This is a genomic window from Pseudoxanthomonas sp. F37, from assembly GCF_022965755.1.
Classification (GTDB): Bacteria; Pseudomonadota; Gammaproteobacteria; order Xanthomonadales; family Xanthomonadaceae; genus Pseudoxanthomonas_A.
Genome location: NZ_CP095187.1, coordinates 514,906 through 541,217, shown reverse-complemented (window position 1 = coordinate 541,217; position 26,312 = coordinate 514,906). Strand labels below are relative to the sequence as shown.

Annotated in this window: 20 protein-coding genes and 1 pseudogene; 14 read left to right on the top strand and 7 right to left on the bottom strand. The window is 69.1% G+C overall.

Going from position 1 to position 26,312, the window contains the following annotated elements; translation table 11 throughout:
* Genes MUU77_RS02395 through MUU77_RS02370 form a run of 6 tightly spaced genes read left to right on the top strand, consistent with a single transcriptional unit; the run spans position 1 to position 6,898 of the window.
* Positions 1-624, top strand: coding sequence for a 2-dehydro-3-deoxy-6-phosphogalactonate aldolase (locus MUU77_RS02395; protein ID WP_245091180.1), 624 nt, complete (start codon positions 1-3; stop codon positions 622-624).
* Positions 621-1,772 (top strand): galactonate dehydratase, encoded by a 1,152-nt coding sequence (gene dgoD, locus MUU77_RS02390; protein ID WP_245091178.1) that lies wholly within the window; start codon positions 621-623, stop codon positions 1,770-1,772. Before MUU77_RS02395 ends, dgoD begins: the two co-directional genes overlap by 4 nt.
* Positions 1,773-1,776: 4 nt before the next feature.
* Positions 1,777-2,676: an SMP-30/gluconolactonase/LRE family protein gene (locus MUU77_RS02385; protein WP_245091176.1), complete on the top strand. Its 900-nt coding sequence runs from the start codon at positions 1,777-1,779 to the stop codon at positions 2,674-2,676.
* Positions 2,673-3,581, top strand: a complete 909-nt coding sequence (locus MUU77_RS02380) for a 2-dehydro-3-deoxygalactonokinase (protein ID WP_245091174.1) — start codon at positions 2,673-2,675, stop codon at positions 3,579-3,581. Before MUU77_RS02385 ends, MUU77_RS02380 begins: the two co-directional genes overlap by 4 nt.
* Before the next feature lie 11 nt (positions 3,582-3,592).
* The gene (locus tag MUU77_RS02375) at positions 3,593-5,266 is read left to right on the top strand and encodes a glycoside hydrolase family 43 protein (protein WP_245091173.1); all 1,674 of its coding nucleotides are present in this window, start codon (positions 3,593-3,595) and stop codon (positions 5,264-5,266) included.
* A gap of 21 nt (positions 5,267-5,287) precedes the next feature.
* Positions 5,288-6,898, top strand: coding sequence for a family 43 glycosylhydrolase (locus MUU77_RS02370; RefSeq protein WP_245091172.1), 1,611 nt, complete (start codon positions 5,288-5,290; stop codon positions 6,896-6,898).
* 3 nt (positions 6,899-6,901) lie between these two features.
* Here the strand turns inward: MUU77_RS02370 and MUU77_RS02365 are convergent, their stop codons facing one another.
* Genes MUU77_RS02365 through MUU77_RS02350 form a run of 4 tightly spaced genes read right to left on the bottom strand, consistent with a single transcriptional unit; the run spans position 6,902 to position 12,612 of the window.
* Positions 6,902-8,968, bottom strand: a complete 2,067-nt coding sequence (locus tag MUU77_RS02365; protein ID WP_245091171.1) for an FAD-dependent oxidoreductase — start codon at positions 8,966-8,968, stop codon at positions 6,902-6,904.
* Entirely contained in the window at positions 8,961-10,274 is a 1,314-nt protein-coding gene (locus tag MUU77_RS02360; protein WP_245091170.1) for an amino acid permease, read from the bottom strand. The genes MUU77_RS02365 and MUU77_RS02360 overlap by 8 nt, the downstream gene beginning before the upstream one ends.
* A gap of 6 nt (positions 10,275-10,280) precedes the next feature.
* Positions 10,281-11,564 carry an amidohydrolase family protein gene (locus MUU77_RS02355; protein ID WP_245091169.1) on the bottom strand — a complete coding sequence of 428 codons (1,284 nt, stop codon included), beginning with the start codon at positions 11,562-11,564 and terminating at the stop codon, positions 10,281-10,283.
* Complete coding sequence (locus tag MUU77_RS02350) at positions 11,557-12,612, bottom strand: SRPBCC family protein (RefSeq protein ID WP_245091168.1); 1,056 nt, start codon at positions 12,610-12,612, stop codon at positions 11,557-11,559. The genes MUU77_RS02355 and MUU77_RS02350 overlap by 8 nt, the downstream gene beginning before the upstream one ends.
* A gap of 338 nt (positions 12,613-12,950) precedes the next feature.
* On the opposite strand from MUU77_RS02350, the gene MUU77_RS02345 reads away from it, so the two are divergent.
* The 3 genes from MUU77_RS02345 to MUU77_RS02335 all read left to right on the top strand — a co-directional run bounded on the left by MUU77_RS02345 (position 12,951) and on the right by MUU77_RS02335 (position 19,424).
* Positions 12,951-14,993: a tetratricopeptide repeat-containing sulfotransferase family protein gene (locus MUU77_RS02345; protein ID WP_245091166.1), complete on the top strand. Its 2,043-nt coding sequence runs from the start codon at positions 12,951-12,953 to the stop codon at positions 14,991-14,993.
* A 28-nt stretch (positions 14,994-15,021) separates the two neighbouring features.
* The gene (locus tag MUU77_RS02340) at positions 15,022-17,499 is read left to right on the top strand and encodes a TonB-dependent receptor (RefSeq protein ID WP_245091164.1); all 2,478 of its coding nucleotides are present in this window, start codon (positions 15,022-15,024) and stop codon (positions 17,497-17,499) included.
* Positions 17,500-17,735: 236 nt separating this feature from the next.
* Positions 17,736-19,424 (top strand): hypothetical protein, encoded by a 1,689-nt coding sequence (locus MUU77_RS02335; RefSeq protein ID WP_245091162.1) that lies wholly within the window; start codon positions 17,736-17,738, stop codon positions 19,422-19,424.
* A gap of 216 nt (positions 19,425-19,640) precedes the next feature.
* On the opposite strand, the gene cydX is transcribed toward MUU77_RS02335, so the two are convergent.
* Genes cydX through MUU77_RS02320 form a run of 3 tightly spaced genes read right to left on the bottom strand, consistent with a single transcriptional unit; the run spans position 19,641 to position 22,503 of the window.
* A complete protein-coding gene (gene cydX, locus MUU77_RS02330; RefSeq protein WP_245091160.1) occupies positions 19,641-19,763 on the bottom strand; it encodes a cytochrome bd-I oxidase subunit CydX in 123 nt (40 codons plus the stop codon).
* A 12-nt stretch (positions 19,764-19,775) separates the two neighbouring features.
* Positions 19,776-20,921, bottom strand: a complete 1,146-nt coding sequence (gene cydB / locus MUU77_RS02325) for a cytochrome d ubiquinol oxidase subunit II (RefSeq protein WP_245091158.1) — start codon at positions 20,919-20,921, stop codon at positions 19,776-19,778.
* 13 nt (positions 20,922-20,934) lie between these two features.
* Complete coding sequence (locus tag MUU77_RS02320) at positions 20,935-22,503, bottom strand: cytochrome ubiquinol oxidase subunit I (RefSeq protein ID WP_245091156.1); 1,569 nt, start codon at positions 22,501-22,503, stop codon at positions 20,935-20,937.
* 205 nt (positions 22,504-22,708) lie between these two features.
* Between MUU77_RS02320 and ccoN the strand changes: the two genes are divergently transcribed.
* The 5 genes and pseudogenes from ccoN (at position 22,709) to MUU77_RS02295 (ending at position 26,148) form a co-directional block, all read left to right on the top strand.
* A complete protein-coding gene (gene ccoN, locus MUU77_RS02315) occupies positions 22,709-24,148 on the top strand; it encodes a cytochrome-c oxidase, cbb3-type subunit I (protein WP_245091154.1) in 1,440 nt (479 codons plus the stop codon).
* A gap of 11 nt (positions 24,149-24,159) precedes the next feature.
* Positions 24,160-24,756, top strand: a pseudogene (gene ccoO, locus MUU77_RS02310) (cytochrome-c oxidase, cbb3-type subunit II); the annotation flags it as partial.
* 26 nt (positions 24,757-24,782) lie between these two features.
* Positions 24,783-24,923: a cbb3-type cytochrome c oxidase subunit 3 gene (locus tag MUU77_RS02305; RefSeq protein ID WP_162108238.1), complete on the top strand. Its 141-nt coding sequence runs from the start codon at positions 24,783-24,785 to the stop codon at positions 24,921-24,923.
* A complete protein-coding gene (ccoP, locus tag MUU77_RS02300) occupies positions 24,920-25,855 on the top strand; it encodes a cytochrome-c oxidase, cbb3-type subunit III (RefSeq protein WP_245091146.1) in 936 nt (311 codons plus the stop codon). The genes MUU77_RS02305 and ccoP overlap by 4 nt, the downstream gene beginning before the upstream one ends.
* Entirely contained in the window at positions 25,852-26,148 is a 297-nt protein-coding gene (locus tag MUU77_RS02295) for a hypothetical protein (RefSeq protein ID WP_162108240.1), read from the top strand. Before ccoP ends, MUU77_RS02295 begins: the two co-directional genes overlap by 4 nt.
* The last annotated feature ends 164 nt before the right edge of the window (positions 26,149-26,312 follow it).

The following is a 26,312-nucleotide window of genomic DNA, read 5'->3' as shown; positions in this document are numbered from 1 at the left end:
ATGGACGCGCCCGCCCTTCCCTTCTCCCTGCCGCTGATCGCGATCCTGCGCGGCATCACGCCGGACGACGTGCCCGCGCACGTGGCTGCGCTGGTGGAGGAAGGCTACGACGCGATCGAGATCCCGGCCAATTCGCCGGACTGGGCGCGCAGCGTGCGCATCGCCGCGGACGCGTTCGGCGGACGGGCGATGATCGGCGCCGGCACCGTGCTGACGACGGCGGACGTGGACGCGCTGGTCGCCGCCGGCGGACGCCTGATGGTCACCCCGAACACGCGCCCGCCGGTGATCCGGCACGCCGTCGAACGCGGCCTGCAGGTCGCCGCCGGTGTCGCGACGGCAAGCGAGGCCTTCGACGCGCTCGATGCCGGCGCGCAGATGCTCAAGCTGTTCCCTGCATCCGTCTACGGACCGGCCATGGTGCGCGCCCTGCGCAGCGTGCTGCCGCCGGTTCCCCTCTTCGCCGTCGGCGGCGTCACGCCCGACACCCTCTCCGGCTACCTCTCGGCCGGCTGCCAGGGCGCCGGCATCGGCGGCGAACTTTACACGCCTGGCCAGCCGGTCGAGCGCACGCGCCAGCACGCGCGGCGCTTCCGCCAGGCCTACCTGGACCACGCTGCATGAAGATCGTCCGCGTCAGCACCTTCCACGCCGCACCGCGCTGGCTCTTCCTCAAGGTGGAGACCGACGAGGGCGTGACCGGCTGGGGCGAGCCGGTCATCGAAGGCCGCGCCAGCACCGTGGAGGCGGCGGTGCACGAACTGGCGGACTACCTGGTCGGCCAAGACCCGGCGCGCATCAACGACCTGTGGCAGGTGCTGTATCGCGGCGGCTTCTACCGGGGTGGCGCCATCCTGATGAGCGCGATCGCCGGCATCGACCAGGCGCTGTGGGACATCAAGGGCAAGGCGCTGGGGGTGCCCGTCTACCAGTTGCTCGGCGGCCGCGTGCGCGAGCGCATGAAGACCTATCGCTGGGTCGGCGGTGACCGTCCGGCCGACATCGTCGCGCAGATGCAGCGCTACCAGGCCCAGGGCTTCGATACGTTCAAGTTCAACGGCACCGAGGAACTGAAGCTGATCGACAGCCCGCGCGCGATCGACGCGGCGGTGGCCAAGGTCGCCGCCATCCGCGACGCGATGGGCGACCGCGTCGACTTCGGCATCGACTTCCACGGCCGCGTCAGCGCGCCGATGGCGCGCGTGCTGCTGCGCGAACTGGCGCCGTTCAAGCCGCTGTTCGTCGAAGAGCCGGTGCTGCCCGAGCAGTGGGAGTACTACCGCCCGCTGTCCGATGCGACCTCGATCCCGCTGGCCGCCGGCGAACGCATGTATTCGCGCGCCGAGTTCAAGCCGGTGCTGGCGGCAGGCGGCCTGGCGATCCTGCAGCCCGACTTGTCGCATGCCGGCGGCATCACCGAGTGCGTGAAGATCGCGGCGATGGCCGAGGCGCACGACGTGGCGCTGGCGCCGCACTGCCCGCTGGGGCCGGTCGCGCTGGCCGCGTGCCTGCAGGTGGACTTCGTGTCGCACAACGCGATGCTGCAGGAACAGAGCATCGGCATCCACTACAACACCGGCGCGGACCTGCTGGACTACGTGCTCAACAAGGAGGATTTCCGCTGCGACGGCACCGGCAGCATCGCCGCACTGCCCAAACCCGGACTGGGCGTGGAGATCGACGAGGACCGTTTGCTGGAAGCGCACCGGCAGCCGCCGCGCTGGCGCAACCCCGTGTGGCGGCATGCCGATGGCAGCGTGGCCGAGTGGTGATGCCATGACCGCGGCGCTGGCGACCCTGGCCGTCGACAGCCGCTGCGCGCTGGGCGAAGGCATCCTGTGGTGCGACCGCCGGCGCGTGCTGTACTGGACCGACATCCTGGCCGCCGAGCTGTGGCGGCACGACCCCGACAGCGGCCACACGCACACCTGGTCGCTGCCCGCCCCGCTGGGCTGCCTCGCGCTGGGCCAGGACGGGCGCCTGCTGCTGGGCCTGGCGAAGGGGCTGTACGCCAGCGATGTGGAGGCGCAGCTGTCCGCGCGCGGACTGGCGCTGCAAAAGCTGGCCGACGTGGAGGCCGGCGACGCGATGACCCGTGTCAACGACGGCCGCGCGGATCGCCACGGCGGCTTCGTGTTCGGCACCAAGAGCGAACACGCCGACCGGCGTCCGGCGGGCCGCTTCCACCAGTACACCGCGGCGCATGGCCTGCGCGAACTCGCGCTTCCGCGCGCCGCCATCCCGAACTCGATCTGCTTCGACGCCACCGGCACGCGCCTGTATTTCTGCGACTCGGTGACGCCGCGCATCCTGCATTGCCGCTACGACGCGGCGACCGCGACGGTGTCGGACATCGCCACCTTCGTCGACCTCGATCTGCCCGGCGCGGAGCCGGACGGTTCTATCGTCGATGACGAAGGCGCCGTCTGGAATGCGCAATGGGGCGCCGGGCGCGTCGTGCGCTACCTGCCGGATGGCCGCATCGAACGCATCGTGAAGGTACCGTCGCCGCAACCTTCGTGCTGCATCCTGCGCGAGGACACGCTGTACATCACCAGCGCGCGGGTCGGGCTGGACGCGGGCTCGCTGGCCGCCGCGCCGATGTCGGGCGGTGTGTTCGCGTATCGCACCGGGCGCGCACTGGCGCGCGCCACGGACCGGGTACGCCTGCCATGATCGCCGTCGACTGGGGTACCAGCAGCCTGCGCCTGTACCGGATGGCCGACGACGGCCAGGTGCGGGAGCGCCGCCGCAGCGACCAGGGCGTGCTGGCGTGCGCGGGCCGCTTCGGCGATGTGCTCGCGCAGGAAATCGCCGGCTGGGACGATACCGACATCCTGCTGTGCGGCATGGTGGGCGGACGCGGCGGATGGCACGAGATGCCCTACCTGTCCTGCCCGGCCGGCAACCATGCGCTGGCCCTGGGCATGCAGCGCTTCCAGCCGCCGGGCTTCGATGGCCGCGCACTCTGGCTGGTACCGGGCCTGCGCGACATCGCCTCGGACAGCGTGCCCGACGTGATGCGCGGCGAAGAAACGCAGCTGGCGGCGCTGCTCGATGCCCTGCCCGGCGGGGCGCATGTGGTCTGCCTGCCGGGCACCCACAGCAAGTGGGTCACGGTGCGCGATGGGCAGGTGCACCGCATCGCCACCGCGATGACCGGCGAGCTGTTCGCGCTGCTGCGCCAGCACAGCATCCTCGGCCGGCTGATGCCGGGCGGCGACGTGCGCTTCGATGGCTACGCCTTCGACGCCGGCCTGAAGCGCAGCGCCGATGCCGGCGGCCTGCTCCATCACCTGTTCGGCGTGCGCACCACGGGCCTGTTCCAGCAGTTCGCCGAAGCGGCATTGCCCTCGTATCTCTCCGGCCTGCTGATCGGCCACGAACTGCGGGCATCGGGTCTGCTCTCGCATGCACCGCGCCCGGCGCAGGTGCACCTGATCGGCAACGACCGTTTGCTGGCCTCCTACGCGCACGCACTGACGACCCTGGGCGTCGGCGTGCAGCGCCATCCCGAAGACCTGTCCGCGCGCGGCCTGCACGCGCTGTGGACCCGGCGGATCGCGACCGCCCCCTACTAGAGGAAGACCGGATGCTGAAGCACTGCGCGTGGATACTGGCGGCGTGGTTGATGACCGGCCCCGCATGGGCCGGCGATGCGGTCTTCAGCGAAGTGCGCTACCACGGCGACGATGGCGGCCCGCCGGTGGGCGCGGATGAGTACCGCAATCCGGTCGTGGCGGGCTTCTACCCAGACCCGTCCGCGATCCGCGTCGGCGACGACTTCTACCTGGTGACCTCCACGTTCGGCTACTTCCCCGGCCTGCCGGTCTTCCACAGCACCGATCTGGTGTCATGGAATCAGGTCGGCAACGCGATCCATCGTCCCTCGCAGATCAACTACGGCGAGAAGGAAGAACTGACCCGCGGCCTGTTCGCCGCCACCCTCGCCCACCACGATGGCACCTTCTACATCGCCAACACCTGCTTCTACTGCGACCGTGGCAACTTCGTGGTGACGGCCAGCCATCCCGCGGGCCCGTGGTCGGACCCGATCTGGCTGGGCATCAGCGGCATCGACCCGTCGCTGTTCTTCGACGACGACGGCAGCGCGTGGGTGGTGCACAACGACGTGCCGGACGGACAGCGCCGCTACGATGGCCATCGCGCCATCTGGTTGCAGCGCTTCGACTTCGGCACGCGCGAACGCGTCGGCCCGCGCATCCTGCTGGTGGATGGCGGCGCCGATCCGGCGACGAATCCCGAACACGTCGAAGGCCCCCACATCTTCAAGCACGACGGCTGGTACTACCTGACCGCCGCCGAGGGCGGCACCGGCGAACAGCATGCGCAGATGGTGTGGCGAAGCCGCGCGCTCGCCGGCCCCTACCAGCCGTCCCCGTCGAACCCCGCGTTGACCCAGCGCGACCTCGACCCGAAGCGCACCGACCCCGTTACTTCCACCGGCCATGCGCAGTTCGTGGAGCTCAAGGACGGCACGTGGTGGGCGGTGTTCCTGGCCACCCGCCCGTACCGCGGCAACCAGTACAACCTGGGCCGCGAGACCTTCCTGCTGCCGGTCACCTGGAAGGACGGCTGGCCGGTGATCCTGCCGCGCGGCGAACGCGTGCCGATGGTCGCCAAGCGTCCGGACCTGCCGCGCAATCCGCAACCGCTGCCGACCAGTGGACCGATGACGTGGACCGAGCGGTTCGACGCGCCCACGCTGCCGCCGGCGTGGATGACACTGCATCCGCCGCAGCGCCGCTGGTACGCCACCGGCAGCAACGGCCTGACCATCACCCCGGGCGCGATGCCGCTGGGCGCCTTCGGTACGGCGCCGGGCCAGCCGGCCTACATCGCCCATCGGCTGCAGCACCACGCGGCCACGCTGGAAACCACGCTCGCATCGTTCGAGCCCGCCACCGGCGAACTGGCGGGACTGGTGCTGCTGCAGAACGAATACGGCCACTACGTGCTGGGCGTCGAACGCGATGCGCGCGGGCTGGCGGTGTCGCTGTACCGGCGCAGCGGCCGCGAGGGGGCGAAGGAAGGCGATCGCCTGGCGCGCATTCCGCTGGATGAAGGCCACGGCCCGGTGTCGCTGCGCTTCCGCGTCGACGGTCCGCGCCTGGAGGCGTCGTACGCGCTGACGGCCGGCGATTGGAAGACCGTCGCCACCGGCCTGGATGCCAGCCTGCTGAGCGTAGAGACCGCGGGCGGCTTCATCGGCAATACGTTCGGCCTCTACGCCGTCCGTCGCTGACCGCGCGATCACGGAGTCCGCATGCCAGGCACCTCGCGCCGCGCACTGTTCAAGGCCGGACTCGCCGGCCTGGCCAGCTGGCCGCTGTCCTCGCGCGCCGTCGCGTCCACGCCGTGTGCGCCCGGGCTGCCGGCGCACGCCACCGGCGTCGAGGGCCAGCGCAAGGCCGACCTCGGCGAGGGCACCTATCTCAACCCCATCGTCGCCGGCGATCGCCCCGACCCCACGATCCTCAAGGACGGCGACGACTACTACATGACGTTCTCGTCGTTCGATGCCTACCCCGGCCTGGTGATTTGGCATTCGACCGACCTGCTGGCCTGGACGCCGCTCGGCCCCGCGCTGCGCACGCACGTGGGCACGGTGTGGGCGCCCGACCTCTGCAAGCACGGCGACCGCTATTTCATCTATCTGCCGGCGCTGGCGAAGGACCAGGCGTGGAAGATCCACGCGATCTGGGCCGATGACATCCGCGGACCGTGGAGCGCGCCGGTGGACCTGCACATCGATGGCTGCATCGACCCCGGCCATGCGGTCGGCGAGGACGGCCGGCGCTACCTGTTCGTCAACGGCATCCGCAAGGTGCGCCTGACCGATGACGGCCTGGCGACCGATGGCGCGCTCGAAAACGCCTACAGGCCCTGGCGCTATCCGGATGCATGGATCACCGAGAACTTCGCGCCCGAAGGGCCCAAGCTGACGCGGCGCGGCGACTGGTTCTACCTGGTCACCGCCGTCGGCGGTACCGCCGGCCCCGTCACCGGCCACATGGTGATCGCCGCGCGCTCGCGCTCGATCCACGGGCCATGGGAGCACTGCCCGCACAATCCGCTGGTGCGCACGCTGAGCGATGCCGAGCCCTGGTGGTCGCGCGGCCACGCGACCCTGGTCGAGGGGCCGGCCGGCGACAGCTGGATGGTCTACCACGGCTACGAGAACGGCTATCGCACGCTCGGCCGGCAGACGCTGCTGGAGCCGATCGAATGGACGGACGATGGCTGGTTCCGTGCGCGCGGCGGCGATCTGTCGGCGCCGTTGCCGGTGCCGCGCGGCGGCAGGGCGGGGAGCGCGGGCGCCGCGCTGTCGGACGATTTCTCCAGCGACCGCCTCGGCACGCAGTGGGCCTTCCACGCGCCGCGACCGGACGAGATGCGACGGGTGCGCTATGGCGCCAAGTCCCTCCGCCTGGCCGGCGCAGGCCGTTCACCTGCCGATGCCAGCCCCCTGGCCTGCATCGTCGGCGACCGCGCCTACCAGGCCGAGGTCACGCTGACCCTGGTCGAGGGCGGCGAAGGCGGCCTGCTGCTGTTCTACAGCCCGAAGGCTTTCGTCGGCCTGGGCTTCGCGGCGGATGGACTGCGCGTGTTCCAGTACGCGGAGGAGCAGGCGTGGGCGCGACAAGCCCTGCCGACCCGGCGCGTGCGTATCCGCCTGACCTATGACCACCACGTGGTGACCTGGCACCACTCGCACGACGGGGGCCGCACCTGGAAGCGCCTGGACACGCGGATGGAAGTCTCCGGCCTGCACCACAACGTGTTCGGCGGCTTCCTCAGCCTGCGGGTGGCGTTGTACAGCGCCGGCCCGGGCGCGGTGGAGTTCAGCGACTTCCGTTACCGCGCCCTGGCCTGAGCATCATGCCATCGGCGTGTCGTGATGGAAGTGGCGCTTGAACGGCACCCCGTCGTGCTTCGGGGCATCCAGTTCCTGCGCGTACCGGTGGCCGGCATATACCGCGTGCGCGATCAGCCCCGGCGCCAGCGCATCGCCGATGCAGGACACGCTGCGGATGCCCGCATCCGCCCATTCCGCCTCGCGTGCCTTCAACGCCTGGAAGAGCGCATCGTCGGGCAGGCGGGCCGTGACCACCACGACCGCGTCGCACGCCAGCGACGAAGCCGCGCCGCTCCACACCTGCTCCAGCGCGAGCGCGCTGCCCGTGTAGCCGGCGATCATGTGCGAGACGCACTGCGTCACCCCGAACTCGGCCATCCGCCACTGGATGTGGCGGTAATCCAGGGTGTTCGCGCTCCACGAGGCCACGGTGTCGTCCGGCGTAAGCCAGGTGACCTCGCACCCGCGCAGGCGCAGCGCCTCGGCGGCGACGCTGGCGGTATAGAAGTAGTCGTCGTCGTAGACCACCACGCGGCCCTCGGGCCAGCGCCCGTCCATCAGGTCGTCCGGGGTGAACACCCGCGGGTTGTCGGCGAAGTCGGCGATGCCCAGCCCATGGCTGCGCCCGAAGCCGTCCCGCCGCCAATGGCAGCCGGTGGCGACGACCACATGGTCGGCGCCGAAATCGAGCACGTCCTGCGCCGTGAGCGCGGAGTCGAGGTAGGTGCTGACGTTGGCCAGCTTGCCGATCTGTCCGAGCCGCCAGTCGCGCACGCGTGCCCATTCGGCCAGCCCCGGCAGGCGCGCCTCGCGCGTCACCCGCCCGCCCAGTTCGCGCCGGGCTTCGGCCAGGTGGACTTCGTAGCCGCGCTGGCCCAGTGCGCGCGCCGCTTCCAGGCCGGCCGGCCCGCCACCGACCACCAGCACGCGGGCGTCGCTTGCCTTGGGCGCGATCCGCTCCGGATGCCAGCCCTTGCGCCATTCCTCGCCCATGCTCGGGTTCTGCGTGCAGCGGATCGGCGAGATCGTCATGTCGCCGGAGACGCAGATATTGCAGCCGATGCATTCGCGGATGTCGTCGACCCGGCCTTCCTCGATCTTGCGCGGCAGGTACGGGTCGGCGATGGACGGCCGCGCGGCGCCTATCAGGTCGATCACGCCGCGGCGGATCTGCGAGACCATGGTGTCGGGCGAGGTGAAACGGCCCACGCCGACCACCGGCTTGGTGGTCGCCCTGCGGACGAAATCGATGAAGGGTTCCTGGGCGCCTTCGCGGGCGAAGCGCGAGGGCACCGAATCGTTGTACCAGGCGGCGAGGTTGACGTCCCACAGGTCGGGCAGCTCGGCCAGCATGCCGACGATGTCCTGCGCTTCGGCCCGCTCCACGCCACCCGGCCCCAGCAGTTCCTCCGTGGCGAAGCGCAGCGCCACGGCGCAGCGATGGCCGACCGCCTCGCGCGTGTCCTGCAGCACCTCGCGCAACAGGCGCACGCGGTTCTCGAGGCTGCCGCCGTAGGCGTCGCTGCGCTGGTTGCGGCGCCTCTGCAGGAAGTGCATGGGCAGCGACAGGTCGTGCGCGGCGTAGACATAGATGATGTCCATGCCCGCCTGCATGCCGCGCACCGCGGCTTCGCGGTGCCAGCGGCGGTACTCGGCGATGTCGTGCAGGTCCATCGCGCGCGCCTGCGAGGGATAGCCGTACTTGGACGGCTGGTGCGACGGCGCCAGCAGCACTTCGCGTGAATACAGGTTGGAGGCCGTCGGCCCGTTGTGCGACAGCTCCAGCGCCGCCAGCGCGCCGTGCGCGTGCACCTTCTCGCACATCAGCGCGAGCGCGGGGATGTCGCGGTCGTCCCACAGGCGCGCCTCGACGTACGGCGTGAGGTCGCTGCTGGGGTGGATCTCGCACTCCTCCGTCGCGATCACGCCCCAACCGCCCTCGGCCTTCACCTCGCGCATGGCCGCGTGCGCCAGCGGCATCGCATGGCCCATGCCGTTGCAGTGCGGCACCTGGAAGAAGCGGTTCTTCGTCGTCACCGGCCCGATGCGCACCGGCTCGAACAGGATGTCGTAGCGCGGGTCACGCATCCTGCACGACCCGGCCGTGGCGACGGCGCAGCAGGAAGTACGACGGCAGGCCGGCGGCCATCAGCGCCAGCGCCAGCCAGAACGGCTGCGCGCCCATGCCGATGAAGGCGAACACCGTATAGGCCGCGCCCAGCACGGCCGCCACCAGCAGGTCGCGCCCGGTGTCGCGCCGGCCGCGCCACCACAGCACGCCGAGGGCGAGCGAGCAGCCCAGGTACAGCGGCAGGTTGGCGGCCGTCACCACCGTGCTGAGGAAGGTGAAGCCCGCCACCGCGGACTCGCTGTAGTTCATCAACACCATGGCACTGGCCAGCAGGGCCGTCAGCACCAGGGCGCCGGTGGGCGCGCCGAATCGATTGGCCCGTGCGAACACCTTCGGCATCGTGCCGTTGTCGGCCATGGTGCGCATCATCTCGCCGCTCAGCAGCGTCCAGCCATTCAATGCGCCCAGGCCGCTGACAAGGACGAACAACGCGATCCAGCGCCCGGTTCCTTCGCCGGCGAAACGCTCCATCACCAGCGCGAACGGCGCGCTGGACCCGGCCAGTTCCGCGTGTGGCAGCAACAGCAACGGCACGGCGGACACCACCAGGTAGATGGCGGCGGTGATGAAGGTCCCGATCAGCGTGGCGCGGGGTATGGTGCGCCCGGGGTCCTCGACCTTCGCGGCGGGGATGGTCGCCGACTCGATGCCCAGCATCGCGAACAACGCCAGCGTGGATGCCGCCATCGCATCGCCCAGGCTGACCGGCCTGGCAGGCGGATGCGCGCCGAACGATGCCGGCGAGTCCACCAGCGTCCATGCGCCCAGAACGGCCACGGCCAGCATCGGCAGCAGTTTCATCACCGTGGTCGCCACCTGGACGCGGCCGCCGCTGCGCACCCCGAACAGGTTGATGCCCACGAACAGCCACAGCGTGCACAGGCTCAGCACGGCGGCCGGCACGCGCGCCAGCGCCGGGAAGATCGCCGCCGCGTAGCCGACCACGCCGGTGGCGAGCGCGGCGAGCGTGATCCAGTTCGATACCCAGTACGACCACAGCACCGCGTAGGCCGGCAGGCCACCCAGCGTCGCCTGCACGTAGCCATACGGTCCGTCGGCCTGCGGCAGCAGGCGCGCCAGCCGCGCCAGCACGCGCGCCAGCGCGAGGCAACCGAGTACGGTGATGCCCCAGCCCAGCAGCGCGTTGTAGCCCAGCGGCGCCAGCGATGCCGGCAGCACGAAGATGCCCATGCCGATGGTGTTGCCCACCACCAGCGCGGTGCAGGTCCAGAAGCCGATCTTCCTGCCGTCGCGCGGCGGCATGCCGGATCAGTCCCGCGCGACCGGCACGCCGGCCTTCAGCACGCCGCGGATCTGCTGCAGGCAGGCGATGTCGGCCAGTGGGTCGCAGGCCAGGGCGACCAGATCGGCGGCCTTGCCCGGTGCGATGGAGCCCAGCTCCTTTTCCCTGCGCAGCAGGCGCGCCGACTCCAGCGTCGCCGCGCGGATGGCCTGCAGCGGCGTCATGCCGTGGCGGACCATGTAGGCGAACTGGCGCGCGTTGTCGCCATGCGGGTAGACGCCGCTGTCGGTGCCGTAGGCGATGTCGACGCCGGCGGCGACGGCCTTGCGGAAGCCCTCGCGCTGCGCATCGGTCGTGTCCAGGTTCTTGCGCAGGCTCTCGGCGGACCAGCCATCGCGCCGGCCGACGCTGTCGATGTAGTCGCCGTTGTAGATGTCGGCGACCAGCCAGGTGCCGTGCCGCTTCATCAGCGCGATCGCCTCGTCGTCCATCAACGAGCCGTGCTCGATCGAGCGCGCACCGGCACGCACGGCACGCTTGATGCCTTCGGCCCCGTGCGCATGCGCGGCGACGAAGCTGCCGCGAGCCTCGGCCTGTTCGACCGCCGCGCGGATCTCGGCCTCGGTGTACTCGGACTGCCCCGGCTCGGTGCCGTCGGCGAGCACGGCGCCGGTGGCGATCAGCTTGATGAAATCGGCGCCGTTGTCCAGGATCTCGTCCACGCGCCGGCGGACCTCGGCCTCGTTGTCCGCGATGCCGCGACGGAAGGTGTCCGGCACCTCGGTCCCCGCAGGCAATCCGGTGATCTCGCCGCCACCGCCGGTGACGGTGACGTAGGCACCGGCGACGAACATGCGCGGCCCGGGCACCCGCCCGGCGTTGATCGCATCGCGCAGCTGCACGTCGGCGAAGCCGCGGTAGACCCCGACATCGCGCACGGTGGTGAAGCCGGCCTGCAGGGTGGCCCGCGCATTGCGCGCACCGATAAGGGCATCGCGCGCGGCGTTGCTCCTCAGCGGTGTCGCTGGATCGCCGTACGGTCCCTCGTCGGCCAGGTGCGTGTGCATGTCCATCAGGCCGGGCACGACGATCAGCGCCGACCAGTCCAGCGTCCGCAGGCCGGGACCGGCGGCTTCGGCGGGCGGGGTAATGGAAACGATCCGTCCCTCGCGCACCAGGATGTCGTGCGCGGCCAGCATCCGGCCCGTTTCCACGTCCAGGACGTGGCCTGCCCGGATCAGCAGATCCTGGGCCGCGGCCGGCAGTGCGACGGCGGCCAGCAGCAGTGCGGGCAGGACCCGGTCACGCATCGCCATAGGCCGCCCTCAACAGGTTGTGGAAGTGCCAGACGCCGCTTTCGCGCTTCGGGCACAGCCGGCCTGCCTGGTAGAAGCCGGAGGCCAGGCCGCGCTGCACCGCCTCGCAGATGCGGATGTCCTCGTCCTGCACTTCGTCGCTGAAGGCCTGGTCGTTGGCGATGCGGGCCAGGGCCGCGTCGTCTTGCGCGTAGTAGTAGTCGAACTCCACCCGGCAGCGGTCCGGCCCCAGCGGCAGGATGCGGTTGGTCTGCAGCCGGCCCGGCATGATGTTGAGCATCACGTTGGGATAGACGAAATAGTAGAAGGCATCGCCATCGCCGTAGATGTCGCCGCTGTTGCGCAGCGGCGAGTGCTGCAGCGAATGCCAGGGGAACAGCTGGGTGTCGTACGCGCGGTAATCGAGCACCTTCGACAGCCCGGGGTGCACGTGCGGCAGGTGGTAGCCCTCCAGGAAGTTGTCCACGTAGACCTTCCAGTTGCACGCGATGTCGTAGCGGTCGCGGCGGTGGAAGCGCATCGCGGCCAGGTCGATGGGCGCGATGCGCTCGGCGATGCCGCCATATACCGCCTCGAACGGCGGCGCATCTTCGTGCACGGCGACGAACACCAGCCCCTGCCATGCGTGCACGCGCAGCGGCGGCAGGCGGATGTCGGCCATGTCGAAGTCCGCCGCGCCCTGCATCTCCGGCGCACTGCGCAGCTGGCCTTCCAGGGTGTAGGTCCAGCCGTGGTACTTGCAGTGCAGTGCGCGGGCGCCCTTGCCGTTGCACAGCGCGAGCGGGCCCGCGCGATGGCGGCATACGTTGGGGAAGGCGCGCAGCACGCCATCCTGGCCGCGCACCACCAGCACGGGCACGCCGGCGACGTATTCGACGATATGGTCGCCCGGTTCGGCCAGTTGCCCCTGGTGCGCCACCAGTTGCCAGCTGCGGTGGAAGACCGCGCCCTGCTCCATCGCGAGCATGGCCTCGCCGGCGTAGTAGCGGGCGGGCAACGCCCGGGCGCGGTCGAGGGGCAAGGGCGAGGCGGTGTCCGGCATGGCGTTCCCGTCGGGAGGTGTCGCCCGGCCTTGCTGCCGCCGGGCATGCGCCAAGCCTAAGCGGTGGACGGGGGGCCGGCACAGTCCCCCTGCCGCACCATCATGTGCCGCCATCCCGGACACCGCGCACCCGCACGGTGCAGATGCCGCATGCGAAAGGCGAATTACTTTTCGCGCAGCAAAAAGGCGCGCTTTCCAGCGTGTTCGTGCTCTATCCAGCGCCCCCGGTTCGCCTATAGATTGGAGGCGAGGGATACACCACCACACCGGGATACCCGATTGGCTCGACCGATGGCCGACTGCGGATGCATCACCGTCCTCCTGCACGGAGACGGTGCATGAACGCGGTCGCCAGCCCGAGCGGCACGCTGCAGACCGCGCTGGACCATGCGCGCCACCTGCTGGCCACCGATCCTGCGATGGCCGCACAGCAGGCCAACGAGATCATCCGCGTGGTCGGCCCGCATCCGATGGCACGGCTGGTGCTGGCCGCCTCGCACCGTGTGCGCGGGCAGATGTCGCACGCACTCGATGTGCTGGAACCCCTGGTCCGCGAACACCCGCAGTGGCCACTGGCCCATCTGGAGCATGGCCTGACGCTCGGCCGCGCCGGACGCGGCGGCGACGCGGTACCGGCCCTGCGCCGTGCGCTGGCGCTGAAGCCGGACCTGCCACAGGCGTGGCGCGAACTCGGCGACCACCTGTCCGCGATGGGGGATGGCGACGGCGCGGCGAAGGCCTATCTGGAACACACCCGCCACGCCACGCGCGATCCCGGACTGATGCAGGCCGCCGCCGCCCTGGCCGACAACCGCATTCCCGAGGCGGAAGCCCTGCTGCGCGCGCACCTCAAGCGCGTGCCCACCGACGTGGCCGCCATCCGCATGCTGGCCGAAGTCGCCGCGCGCGTGGGGCGCGGCGAGGACGCCGAATCCCTGCTCGCCCGCTGCGTGGAACTGGCGCCGGACTTCCTGCCCGCCCGGCAGAACTACGCGCTGGTGCTGCACCGGGCCAACCGGCCCGAGCACGCCCTGCGGCAGATCGACCACCTGCTGGCGCACGAGCCGGACAATCCGGCGCACCTGAACCTCAAGGCGGTGGTGCTGTGCCGCATCGGCGACTACGAACCCGCGCTGGCGCTGTACGAGCGCGTGCTGGCCTCGTACCCGCAGCAGGCCAGGATCTGGATGAGCTATGGCCATGCATTGAAGACGGCCGGCCACGCCGCACGCGCGATCGAGGCCTACCGCCGCGCGCTTTCGCTGCAGCCGGGCTTCGGCGAAGTGTGGTGGAGCCTGGCCAACCTGAAGACCTTCCGCTTCAGCGATGACGACATGGCGTTGATGCGTGCGCAGCGCGCGCGCGCCGATCTTCCTGAGGACGACCGCCTGCATCTGGACTTCGCGCTGGGCAAGGCCCTGGAGGACGCCGGCGACTACGCGGCGTCGTTCGCGCACTACCGCGACGGCAACACGCTGCGCAGCGCGCAGCTGGGCTACAGCGCCGACGACACCCGTGCGCGCGTGCGCCGGCTGCGCGGCGCGCACAGCGCGGCGTTCTTCGCGCAACGCGCCGGCCTGGGCTGCGATGCGCCCGACCCCATCTTCATCGTCGGCATGCCCCGTGCCGGCTCCACGCTGCTGGAACAGATCCTGTCCAGCCACTCCGCCGTGGAAGGCACGATGGAGCTCCCCGACATCACGTCCATCACCCGCGAACTGCGCGAGCAGGCGCGGGCACGCGGCGCCGACACCTACCACGACCTGCTGGCGGCGCTGGACGGCGACGCCCTGCGCGCGCTCGGCGAGCGCTACCTCCGGTCGACCCGCATCCACCGCAAGTCCGGCCGCCCGTTCTTCATCGACAAGATGCCGAACAACTTCGCCCACACCGGCCTGATCCACCTGATGCTGCCCAAGGCGAAGATCATCGACGCGCGGCGCCACCCGCTGGCCTGCTGCTTCTCCGGCTACAAGCAGCACTTCGCGCGCGGCCAGGGTTTCAGCTATTCGCTGGAGGACATCGGCCGCTACTACCACGATTACGTGGCGCTGATGGCGCATTACGACGACGTGCTGCCCGGGCGCGTGCACCGGGTCATCTACGAACAGCTGGTGGACGACACCGAATCCGAAGTGCGCCGCCTGCTGGCCTACTGCGGGCTGCCGTTCGAGGACGGCTGCCTGCGCTTCTTCGAGAACGCGCGGCCGGTACGCACCGCCAGTTCCGAGCAGGTCCGCCAGCCGATCTACCGCGAAGGCATGGATCACTGGCGGCATTACGAACCGTGGCTGGAACCGCTGAAGGTGGCGTTGGGACCCGTCCTGGGCGCCTATCCGGCGGTTCCCGACTTCATGGCAGGCAGTTCCATTCCCGATTGACCGTCATCACTGGAGAGAGGTGAGCTGGATGAGTAACCGCAGCAGAAGAAAGCCGGGGCGGCGCGATCCGTCGACCCTGGCGAAGTTCCCGTTGACCGCCGCGATCTACCTGGCGTTCGGGGCCACCGCCCTGGCCCAGGACGCGCCCGCCACGCCGCCGGCCGAGGGCGAACGCAGCGCAGCCACCCTGGACACCGTCACGGTGACCGCGCAGAAGCGCGTGGAGAACCTGCAGGAAGTTCCGATCAGCATCCAGGTGCTGGGCACGGAACAGCTGAAGAACCTCAACGTCACCGACTTCGACGACTACGTGAAGTACCTGCCCAGCGTGTCGTACCAGTCCGCGGGCCCGGGCTTCGCGCAGATCTACATGCGCGGCGTGGCCAGCGGTGGCGACGGCAACCACTCCGGCTCGCTGCCCAGCGTGGGCGTTTACCTGGACGAACAGCCGGTCACCACCATCCAGGGCCCGCTGGACATCCACATCTACGACATCGACCGCGTCGAGTCGCTGGCCGGCCCGCAGGGCACGCTGTACGGCGCCAGCTCGCAGGCCGGCACGCTGCGCATCATCACCAACAAACCCGACCCCACCGGCTTCGCCGCCGGCTACGGGCTGGAGCTCAACAGCGTCAGCCACGGCGGCATCGGCCACGTCGCCGAAGGCTTCCTCAACCTGCCCATGAGCGAGCGCGCGGCCATCCGCCTGGTCGCCTGGAACAAGCACGACGCCGGCTATATCGACAACGTGTACGGCACGCGCACGTTCCCGTCGTGGGACGCCGACTCCGGCGGCAACGGCACCATCGACAACGCCGGCCGCGCCAGGAAGGACTACAACGAGGTCGACACCACCGGCGCGCGCCTGGCGCTGAAGGTGGACCTGGACGACAACTGGTCGATCACCCCGACCCTCATGGGCCAGCAGCAGAAGTCCGAAGGCGGTTTTGCCGTGGACCCGCAGGTGGGGGAACTGGCGCTGACCCACTTCTACCCGGAGACCTCGGACGACCGTTGGTGGCAGGCCGCGCTGACGGTGGAAGGCAGGATCGGCAACTTCGACCTGACCTACGCGTTCGCCCGCCTGGACCGCGACGTCGACGTGGAACAGGACTACAACGACTACGCCTTCTGGTACGACACGCTGGCGGCCTACGGCGCCTACACCTGCTCCGACTTCGATCCGGACACCTTCACCTGCGCGCCCGGCTCGCTGGTCAATCCCTCGCAGTACATCCAGGGCGTGGACGGCTACAAGAAGACCAGCCACGAGCTGCGCATCGCCTCGCCCACCGAGAACCGCTTCCGCTTCGTCGCCGGCGTGTTCATGCAGGACCAGGAACACGACATCGAGCAGCGCTACAAGATCGACGGCCTGTCGCCGGTGCAGTCGGTCACGGGCTGGCCGGACACGATCTGGCTGACCAAGCAGCTGCGCCAGGACAAGGACAAGGCGGTGTTCGGCGAGCTCAGCTTCGACATCACCGAGGACCTGACCGCCACCGCCGGCGCGCGCTGGTTCGAGGTGGACAACAGCCTGAAGGGCTTCTTCGGGTTCGCCGACTGGGGCTGGGTGTCCAGCTACGGCGAGGCGGCCTGCCCGGACGGCGCGCCCACCTTCAACGGCGCCCCCTGCAGCTTCTTCGACAAGCGGGTGAAGGAGAACGGCCACATCGGCCGCTTCAACCTGACCTGGCGCATCGACCCCAGCAAGATGATCTACGGCACCTGGTCGGAGGGCTTCCGTCCGGGCGGCATCAACCGCCGCGGCACGCTGCCGCCGTACCTGTCGGACTACCTGACCAACTACGAGTTCGGCTGGAAGACCACCTGGCTGGACAACCGGCTGTCGTTCAACGGTTCGGTGTTCCGCCAGGACTGGGAGGACTTCCAGTTCTCCATCCTGGGCGCCAACGGCCTGACCGAGATCAAGAACGCCAACCAGGCGCGCATCAACGGCGCCGAGTTCTCGCTGGCGTTCGCGGCCACCTACAACCTGCAGCTGACCGCCGGCGCCGCGTTCTACGACGCGGAGCTGACCGAGAACTACTGCGGCTTCACCGACGACGACGGCAACCCGGTCACCGAGTGCGCCGACCCCGAGGCGCCGGAGGGCACGCAGCTGCCGGTCACGCCGAAGATGAAGGGCAACCTGACCGCGCGCTACACCTTCGACGTGGCGGGCGGCGAAGCCTTCCTGCAGGGCGCGGTGGTGCACGTAGGCGACCGCAAGTCCGACCTGCGCCTGGCCGAACGCGAGATCCTTGGCGACCTGGATGCCTACACCACGGTGGACGTGTCGGCCGGCTACCGCCGCAACGACTGGAAGGTGGACGTGTACGTCAACAACCTGTTCGACGAACGCGGCGAACTGAACCGGTTCACCCAGTGCGCCGAATCGGTCTGCGGCGCCGCCGGCGTGGTGCCGGAGTACCCGAACGGCCAGGTCTATACGGTGGTGACCCAGCCGCGCACCATCGGCCTGCGGTTCTCGCAGGAGTTCTGAGGCGGGTCGAGGGATTGGTGAAACAAGCAGAGCCCCGGCACATGCCGGGGCTTTTTTGTGCCTCCTGGAGCAGGCATCGAGCGCATCGCACCCAACCTGCTTCCCGCCGCCCCTGACGACGGCATCGGTCGCCAGTCCGATCCAGGCGGGCTTCGCATGACGACCGACGAGCGGTGACCCACGGATCGGGGCAGCCGCGTTGTTTCCTGCATCCGACAGGCAGCAAGGAACGCCCCATGCCCAGCCCGCGCCTGGTCGCCACCAAGGCGATCGACACTGGAGTCCTGCTCTACACCTACCAGAAGGACGATCGCTCCGCACAGGGCGTGTGGGCCCGTCCCGCCGGCAACGTATTGATCTTTGCCGACAACACGCTGGATGGATCGAGCTTCAGCTACCACGGTGGCGCCACCGCGGGCGCCCCCGGCGGACATCCTGTGCAACTGGTGTTCTGGGGCAGCTGGTGGACGAACGCAGGCGCCTCCGCACGCGGGGCCATCGAAGCCGCCACCGTGGCGATGCTCGACAGCCCCTACTTCGATCATCTCGCTCAGTACGGCATCGCCCGCCCTGTGTGGCGCGGCTCGCTCATTGCGACCGAGCCGGGGCCGCCGATGTCGGTGGCGGACATCAAGGAGATAGGCCGCGCAACCGTCGACCTGATCGACGACCTGATCGACGACGATGTGTTCCCGGACCCCGACGAAGGGCCGCGCATCATCTACATCGTCGTGATGCCGGACGGATTCGTCCTGCGCTCGGGCGATGCGCTCGGCGCCCACCGCTCGGGCTACGACTGGGACTTCATCTTCGACGAACCCGACGAGGACCGGTTCTGGGCCGGGTGGATCGCCCCCAATGCCGACCGGCAGGAAATGATGTGGGTCATGAGCCATGAAATCGCCGAGATGCTGACCGATCCGGAGTCGGATGGATGGCATACCGAGAACGACACGGCCACCAACGAGGTGTCCGACGCGGGCTTTTCGGGCGGCACGGCAGCCGCTCCCGGCACGCAACAGACCGCGTTCGTGAACGGTTGCCGCGTGCAGTCGTACTGGTCGAACACGCATCGCGCGACCATCATCCCGATGGATCACGACTACAAAGCCAGGCTGCGCGTGCGCGTGCACGAACTTCGTCGGCAACCCCTGGCGGACGGTACGTTCCGGCTCGAGGCAGACGACCAGGTCGGGTGCCCCGAGTTCGCCGCGTGCTGCCTGGAAGATCGCGAGTACGCGTGGCGCGTCTACGGCCTGGATGAGCGGGCGCGGATCACGCTGGATACACAGCGCTATGCGATTCCTGTTTCCAGCTGGCGCATCAACGCCACGCCCGTCTCCGGCTCCGGCACGATCACCCTGCACCTGGACGTGGAGACCTTCGCGGGCCGCACCGCTTCCACCGCCAACCGGCCGGTGACGCTGCGCTTCGATGCTCGAGCCGACCGGCTGGACATCTTCGCGGACAACCCCGGCGGCAACTTCGACGTGGTGGTGACCTGCAGCGTCCGCGACGGCTCGATCACCGGCAACGTAGCCACCGATATCGTCTGCTCACCCTCCATCGTCGTGGGCTTCGCTTGCGCCGAGCTCCAGTTGGAGAACGCGTACAACCGCCAGAAGGAAGCATGCCTGCGAGCCATGCTCGACAAGTACGTGGTGCAATACAAACCCATGGGCAGGATCCGCCCCGAAGAGGGGATCAACTGGGACCCCAGGCGACTCTTGCAGGACATCCCTGCCCATCTCGGGCCCACCGGCTACGCCGGTCTGCGATGGCTTGCGAATGCGGGCAGAGCGGCCGGTGCCGTCCTCCCGCCCGAGCGTGCGGCTCGCTTCCAGCGGAAGCTGGCCAACGATGCCACCGTGCTGGCCAGGAACATCACCGTTCCGGCACGCGGGCGCCGCCACCGCCCCGAGTAAGGTTCGGCAGCAGCGAAGCCGATGCAGGGGCCGAGCCCGTGATCGAGCTGCCCCATGCGCACCGGCGGCTGACCCTCGGCGTCTCGCTCACCACACGTACGGGGGACGCCCTTGAGGTTCACGCGCACATTCATCGGCTTCCCTGCTTCCGTTGTCGCACCCCATCGGCCGCCCGCTCGCGCGCCATGGATCGGAACACGCGTTGCCCCACCCGCCCTACGGGCGCGGCTCCCTTTGCGCGGCGTCCCGATCCGCCTCCCGCATCTCGTACCACATGCCGTTGAGGATGGCGAAGCTCGCGGCCAGGCCGGCGCCCAGGATCCAGCTGAAATACCACATGCGGGGCTCTCCTCAGTAGGCGTTGTGGTTGCGTCCCATGCCCTCGCCGTCGACCTTGCCGCGCAACACGCGGAAGACCCAGCCGGTGTACAGCAGGACGATGGGCAGGAAGAAGGCCGTGGCCAGCAGCATGATGAACAGCGTCATGTGGCTGGACGAGGCGTCCCACAGGGTCAGGCTGGAGCCGGCCTGCGTGGACGAGGGCAGCAGGAACGGGAACGTCGCCACGCCTTCGGTCAGGATGATGCCGATGATGCTGGCCGACGACGCCAGGAACGCCAGCCCCGCGCGGCCGATGCGCAGCAGCAACGCGCTCAGCAGCGCGCCCGCCACGCCCACGGCCGGCAGCAGCCAGGTGATCGGCCAGCGCGCGTAGTTGTCCATCCACGCACCGGGCTTGGCCACGGCGAGCTTGGCGAGCGGATTCGACGGACCGGCGGTGTCCATGGCGACCTGCAGCGCGTACCCATCGATGCGCGCGACCCAGATGCCGCCGGCCACGAACAGCACCGCCGTCGCAACAGCCGCGATGCTGCCGTAGCGTCGCGCGCGTTCGGCCAACGCGCCGGAGGTCTTCATCGCCAGCATGCCCGCCCCGTGCATCAGCAGCATCGCCACGCTCACCAGCCCGCACAGCAGCGCGAACGGCGTCAGCAGGCCGAACAGGCCGCCTTCGTAGTACACCCGCAAGGTGTCGTCGAAGTGGAACGGCACGCCCAGCAGCACGTTGCCCATCGCCACGCCGAACACCAGCGAAGGCACCAGCCCGCTGGCGAACAGCGCCCAGTCCCATACCGCCCGCCAGCGCGGATCGGGCACCTTGCTGCGGAACTTGAAGCCGACCGGCCGCAGGATCAGCGCCACCAGGATCAGGAACATCGCGATGTAGAAGCCCGAGAAACTGACCGCGTACAGCGGCGGGAACGCCGCGAAGATCGCGCCGCCGCCCAGGATCAGCCAGACCTGGTTGCCCTCCCACACCGGCCCGATGACGTTCAGCACGATGCGCCGCTCCTCGTCGGTGCGGGCCACCGCGGGCAGCAGCGTGGCCACTCCCAGGTCGAAGCCGTCCATCACCGCGAAGCCGATCAGCAGGATGCCCAGCAGCAGCCACCAGATCAGCCGCAGGGTGGCGTAGTCCAGAGGAATGGTGTCCATGCGCGGTCTCCCTTCAGCCTGCCAGGGCCGGTTGCGGCGGGGGGGCGTCGGGCGCCGGGGCGGCCAGGTGCTCGGGGCCCTTCAGGATCAGCCTGCGCATCAGCCAGACCTCGACGATGGCCAGCACCGTGTAGATCAGCACGAAGCCGCTGAGGGTGATCATGATCTGGTGCAGCTTCAGCCCGGACGCGGCCAGGAAGGTCGGCAGCACGCCATCGATGATCCAAGGCTGGCGCCCGTATTCGGCGATCAGCCAGCCGGCCTCGATCGCCACCCACGGCAGCGGCAGGCTCCAGAACGCCAGCTTGAGGAACCCGCGGTACCGGTCCAGCTGCTGCCGGCTGGCCAGCCAGAAGGCCAGCGCGAAGAAGGCGATGAAGTAGAAGCCCAGCCCGACCATCAGGCGGAAGCTCCAGAACAGCGGCGCCACGTGCGGGATGGTGTCGTGCGCGGCCTGCGCGATCTGCGCCTCGGTCGCGTTGCCGATGTCCTCGCGGTAGCGCTTGAGCAGCAGCGCGTGGCCGATATCGCGCCAATGGGCCTCGAAGACCACCCGCGCGGTGCCGTCGTTGCGGTCGGCGCGCAGCCTCTGCAGCGCTTCGTAGCCCAGCAGGCCGTTGCGGATGCGGCCCTCGGCGCGCTCCACCAGTTCCAGGATGCCCGGCATCTCGGTGTTGAACGAGCGCGTGCCGATCAGCCCCATCACGTAGGGGATGTGCAGGGCGTAGTGGTTGGTCCGGTTTTCCTGGTCCGGGATGGCGAAGGCGTTGAAGCCGGCCGGCGCGGGCTCGGTCTCCCACATGGCCTCGATGGCGGCCAGCTTCATCTTCTGATGCTCGCTGGTGGCGTAACCGCTCTCGTCGCCCAGCACCACGACGGACAGGGCCGCCGCCAGGCCGAAGCTGGCGGCCACCGCCATCGAGCGCTTGGCGAAGTCGATGTTGCGGCCCCGCAGCAGGTAGAACGCGCTGATCGCCATCACGAACATCGCGCCGGTGACATAGCCGGCCGACACCGTGTGGACGAACTTGGCCTGCGCCACCGGGTTGAAGATCACCGCCATGAAGTCGGTGATCTCCATGCGCATGGTCTCGGGATTGAAGACCGCGCCCACCGGATTCTGCATCCAGCCGTTGGCCACCAGGATCCACAGCGCCGAGAAGTTGGACCCCAGCGCCACCAGCCAGGTGACCACCAGGTGCTGCACCTTGCTCAGCCTGTCCCAGCCGAAGAAGAACAGGCCGATGAAGGTCGCTTCCAGGAAGAACGCCATCAGGCCTTCGATGGCCAGCGGCGCACCGAAGATGTCGCCGACGTAGTGACTGTAGTAGGACCAGTTGGTGCCGAACTGGAACTCCATCACGATGCCGGTCGCCACGCCCATGGCGAAGTTGATGCCGAACAGCATGCCCCAGAACAGGGTCATGCGCCGCCAGATGTCGCGCCCCGTCATCACGTAGACGCTTTCCATGATGGCGATCAGGAAGGACAGCCCCAGCGTCAGCGGCACGAACAGGAAGTGGTACATCGCGGTGAGCGCGAACTGCAGGCGGGACAGTTCGACGACGGTCATGTCGGGCATGGGGGAGCTCCTGGGACCTGCCGGGCATTCTAGACCCGCCCGTCGGCGCCAGGGGGGCGACCATCTGTCGCACCCGCCGTGCACGGTCTATCCTCCATCCTTGCACGCCTTCCGCCGGGGACCCTGGCGGGAGCTTTGATCAGAATCAATGCGGCCCCGGTGCCCGGGGCCGAGAATCCCGCCGTGGAAAACTAGGAGAGGCCGCATGCAAGGCGTCCAGGGGACTTATAACGACAAGGTGGTGCGCCAGTTCGCGGTGATGACCGTGATCTGGGGCATCGTGGGGATGGCCGTGGGCGTGCTGATCGCCGCCCAGCTGTACTGGCCGGCATTGAACTTCGACCTGCCGTGGCTGAGCTACGGGCGCCTGCGCCCGCTGCACACCAATGCAGTGATCTTCGCCTTCGGCGGCTGCGCGCTGTTCGCCACCAGCCTGCACGTGGTGCAGCGGACCAGCCATGCACGGCTGATCTCGGACAAGCTGGCGGCGTTCGTGTTCTGGGGCTGGCAGCTGGTGATCCTGCTGGCGGCCGTGACCCTGCCGCTGGGCCTGACCCAGGGCAAGGAGTACGCCGAGCTGATCTGGCCCATCGACGTGCTGATCGCGGTGGTGTGGGTGGCCTACGGCGTGCTGTTCTTCGGCACCATCGCCAAGCGCAAGGTCAAGCACATCTACGTGGCGAACTGGTTCTACGGCTCGTTCATCATCGCCGTGGCCCTGCTGCACATCGTCAACAGCCTGGCGCTGCCCACCGGCCTGCTGCATTCCTATCCGGTGTACAGCGGCGCGGTCGATGCGATGGTGCAGTGGTGGTACGGCCACAACGCGGTGGGCTTCTTCCTGACCGCGGGCTTCCTGGGCATCATGTACTACTTCGTGCCCAAGCAGGCAGGCCGTCCGATCTACTCCTACCGCCTGTCCATCGTGCACTTCTGGGCGCTGATCGCGGTGTACATGTGGGCCGGCCCGCACCACCTGCACTACACCGCGCTGCCGGACTGGGCGCAGAGCCTGGGCATGGTGTTCTCGCTGATCCTGCTGGCCCCCAGCTGGGGCGGCGCCATCAACGGCATCATGACCCTGTCGGGCGTGTGGCATAAGCTGCGCACCGACCCGATCCTGAAGTTCCTGATCGTCTCGCTGTCGTTCTACATGATGTCGACCTTCGAAGGTCCCATGATGTCGATCAAGACGGTCAACTCGCTGAGCCACTACACCGACTGGACCATCGGCCACGTGCATTCCGGCGCGCTGGGCTGGGTGGCGATGATCTCGGTGGGCGCGGTCTACGCGCTGCTGCCCAAGCTGGTCGGCCGCGAGCAGATGCACTCGGTGAAGGCCATCGACACCCACTTCTGGCTGCACACCATCGGCGTGGTGTTCTACATCGCCTCCATGTGGATCGCCGGCGTGATGCAGGGCCTGATGTGGCGCGCCACCAACGCCGACGGCACGCTGACCTACAGCTTCGTCGAGGCGCTCAACGCCACCTATCCCTACTATCTGTTCCGCCTGGCGGGCGGCCTGCTGGTGCTGAGCGGCATGTTCCTGATGGCCTGGAACATGGTGAAGACCCTGCAGGGCGCCAAGTCCACCGCGGCGCAGCCGATCATGGCGCCCGACGCCTCGCAAGCCCGCGCCTGAGGACCGACGAGATGAGCAACGGAAATTCCCACGAGAAGATCGAGAAGAACGTCGGCCTGATGGCGGTGCTGATCGCGGTGGCGGTGTCCTTCGGCGGACTGGCGGAGATCGTGCCGCTGATGTTCCAGGCCGAGGCGATCAAGCCGCTGGAAGGCGTCAAGCCCTACCCCGCGCTGGAGCTGGCGGGCCGCGACATCTACGTGCGCGAGGGCTGCTACAACTGCCACTCGCAGATGGTGCGCACGCTGCGCTTCGAATCCGAACGCTACGGTCACTACTCGCTGGCCGGCGAATCGGTCTACGACCGCCCGTTCCAGTGGGGCAGCAAGCGCACCGGGCCGGACCTGGCCCGCGTGGGCGGACGCTACTCCGACGACTGGCACCGCGTGCACCTGGTCAACCCGCGCGACGTGGTGCCGGAATCGAACATGCCCGCCTTCCCCTGGCTGCAGAAGGCCACGGTGGACGGCGCCGAAGTCGCCGCGCGCATGAAGTCGCTGAAGACCCTGGGCCACCCGTACAGCGAGGCCGAGATCTCCAGCGCCGCCACCGACGTGGAAGGCAAGACCGAACTGGACGCCGTGGTCGCCTACCTGCAAGGGCTGGGCAAGGCCGCGCCGAGGGGGGCTGAGCCATGGTATCGGGCATCGTCACGGGGGTATTGCTGGTGTTGTTCCTGGCCGGCTGGGTGTGGGCGTGGAGCCCGCGCCGCAAGGCCGATTTCGAGGATGCGGCGCGCCTGCCGCTGGGTGAGGAAGGGGAGAAGAACCCATGAGCGCTGGTTGGATCGGATTCATCGTCGCGCTGGTCGTACTGAACATCCTGGGCTGCGTGTGGCTGCTGTGGTGGACCAGCCGCCGCCGTCCCGGCGATCCCGCGCCGGAAGACACCTCGCACGTGTGGGACGGCGACCTCACCGAGTACAACAAGCCGCTGCCGAAGTGGTGGATCAACCTGTTCTACATCACCATCTTCTTCAGCATCGGCTACATCGCCTGGTACGGCGGGCTGGGCGTCATTCCCGGCTACGCGAAGTGGACCTCCACCGGCGAGCACGACCAGCAGAAGGCGCTGGAGGACAAGAAACTGGAGGCGACGTTCGCACCGTTCGCCGGCAAGCCGATCGACCAGCTGGCCAAGGACCCGAAGGCGCAGGCGTTGGGACGTTCCATCTTCAACAACACCTGCGCCACCTGCCACGGCTCGTCCGGCCAGGGCGCCACCGGCTACCCCAACCTGACCGACGACATCTGGCATTGGGGCGGTACTCCGGACCTGGTGCTGCAGACGGTGCTGGACGGTCGCGAGGGCGTGATGCCCGAATGGGGCACCGCGCTGACCAACATGGGGGGCGCCAATGCCGTGGACTACGTGATCGCCTACGTCAACGTGCTGAACAACCCCGAGGAAGGCATGAAGAACAACTTCATGGCGGCCCAGGGCAAGCCGCTGTACGATGGCCTCTGCGTGGCCTGCCACGGCGTGGACGGCAAGGGCAACCAGGAACTGGGTGCGCCCGACCTGACCGACGACTACTGGCTCTACGGCAACAGCAAGGAGAGCATGCGTACCACGATCACCCAGGGTCGCCATGGCGTGATGCCCGCGCACCGCGAGCTGCTGGGCGAGACGCGCGCGCGGCTGGTGGCGTCGTACGTCTGGTCGCTGTCGCACAAGCAGGCGCAGGTGGCCGGCGCGGCGCAATGACCGACTTCACCGAGCCCCGTCTCGACCACCCGCCCCGGCCGCTCGCGCAGCGCGTCGGGGCGGTGCTGTGGCCCAGCTTCTTCGCGGCCGGCGTGGCGACGATGGTGTTCTTCGCCTTCGTCGACCCGCTGACGCTGCGCGACATGACCTTCCCTGACCTGGCGATCAGCCGCGAATTCGGCTACACGCTGGGTTTCTTCATGTTCTGGCTGGCCACGGCGGCCAGCAGCCTGTTCACCTGGATCCTGCTGCGTCCCGCCAGCCGCTTCAACCGCGCGCTGCCGCCGGACTGAGCGCGCCCGCAGCGTCCTCCGGCTGCCAGCGCGCGCCGGAAGCACGCACCTGCGACAAACCGTCGCTCCCTCGCGCACGCCCGTGGCGCGAGCATGACGCCAGCCAAGACAGAGCCCTCCATGTCCACGCCAGCCCCCTCCCCCCTCCGATTCGACCAGGCGCC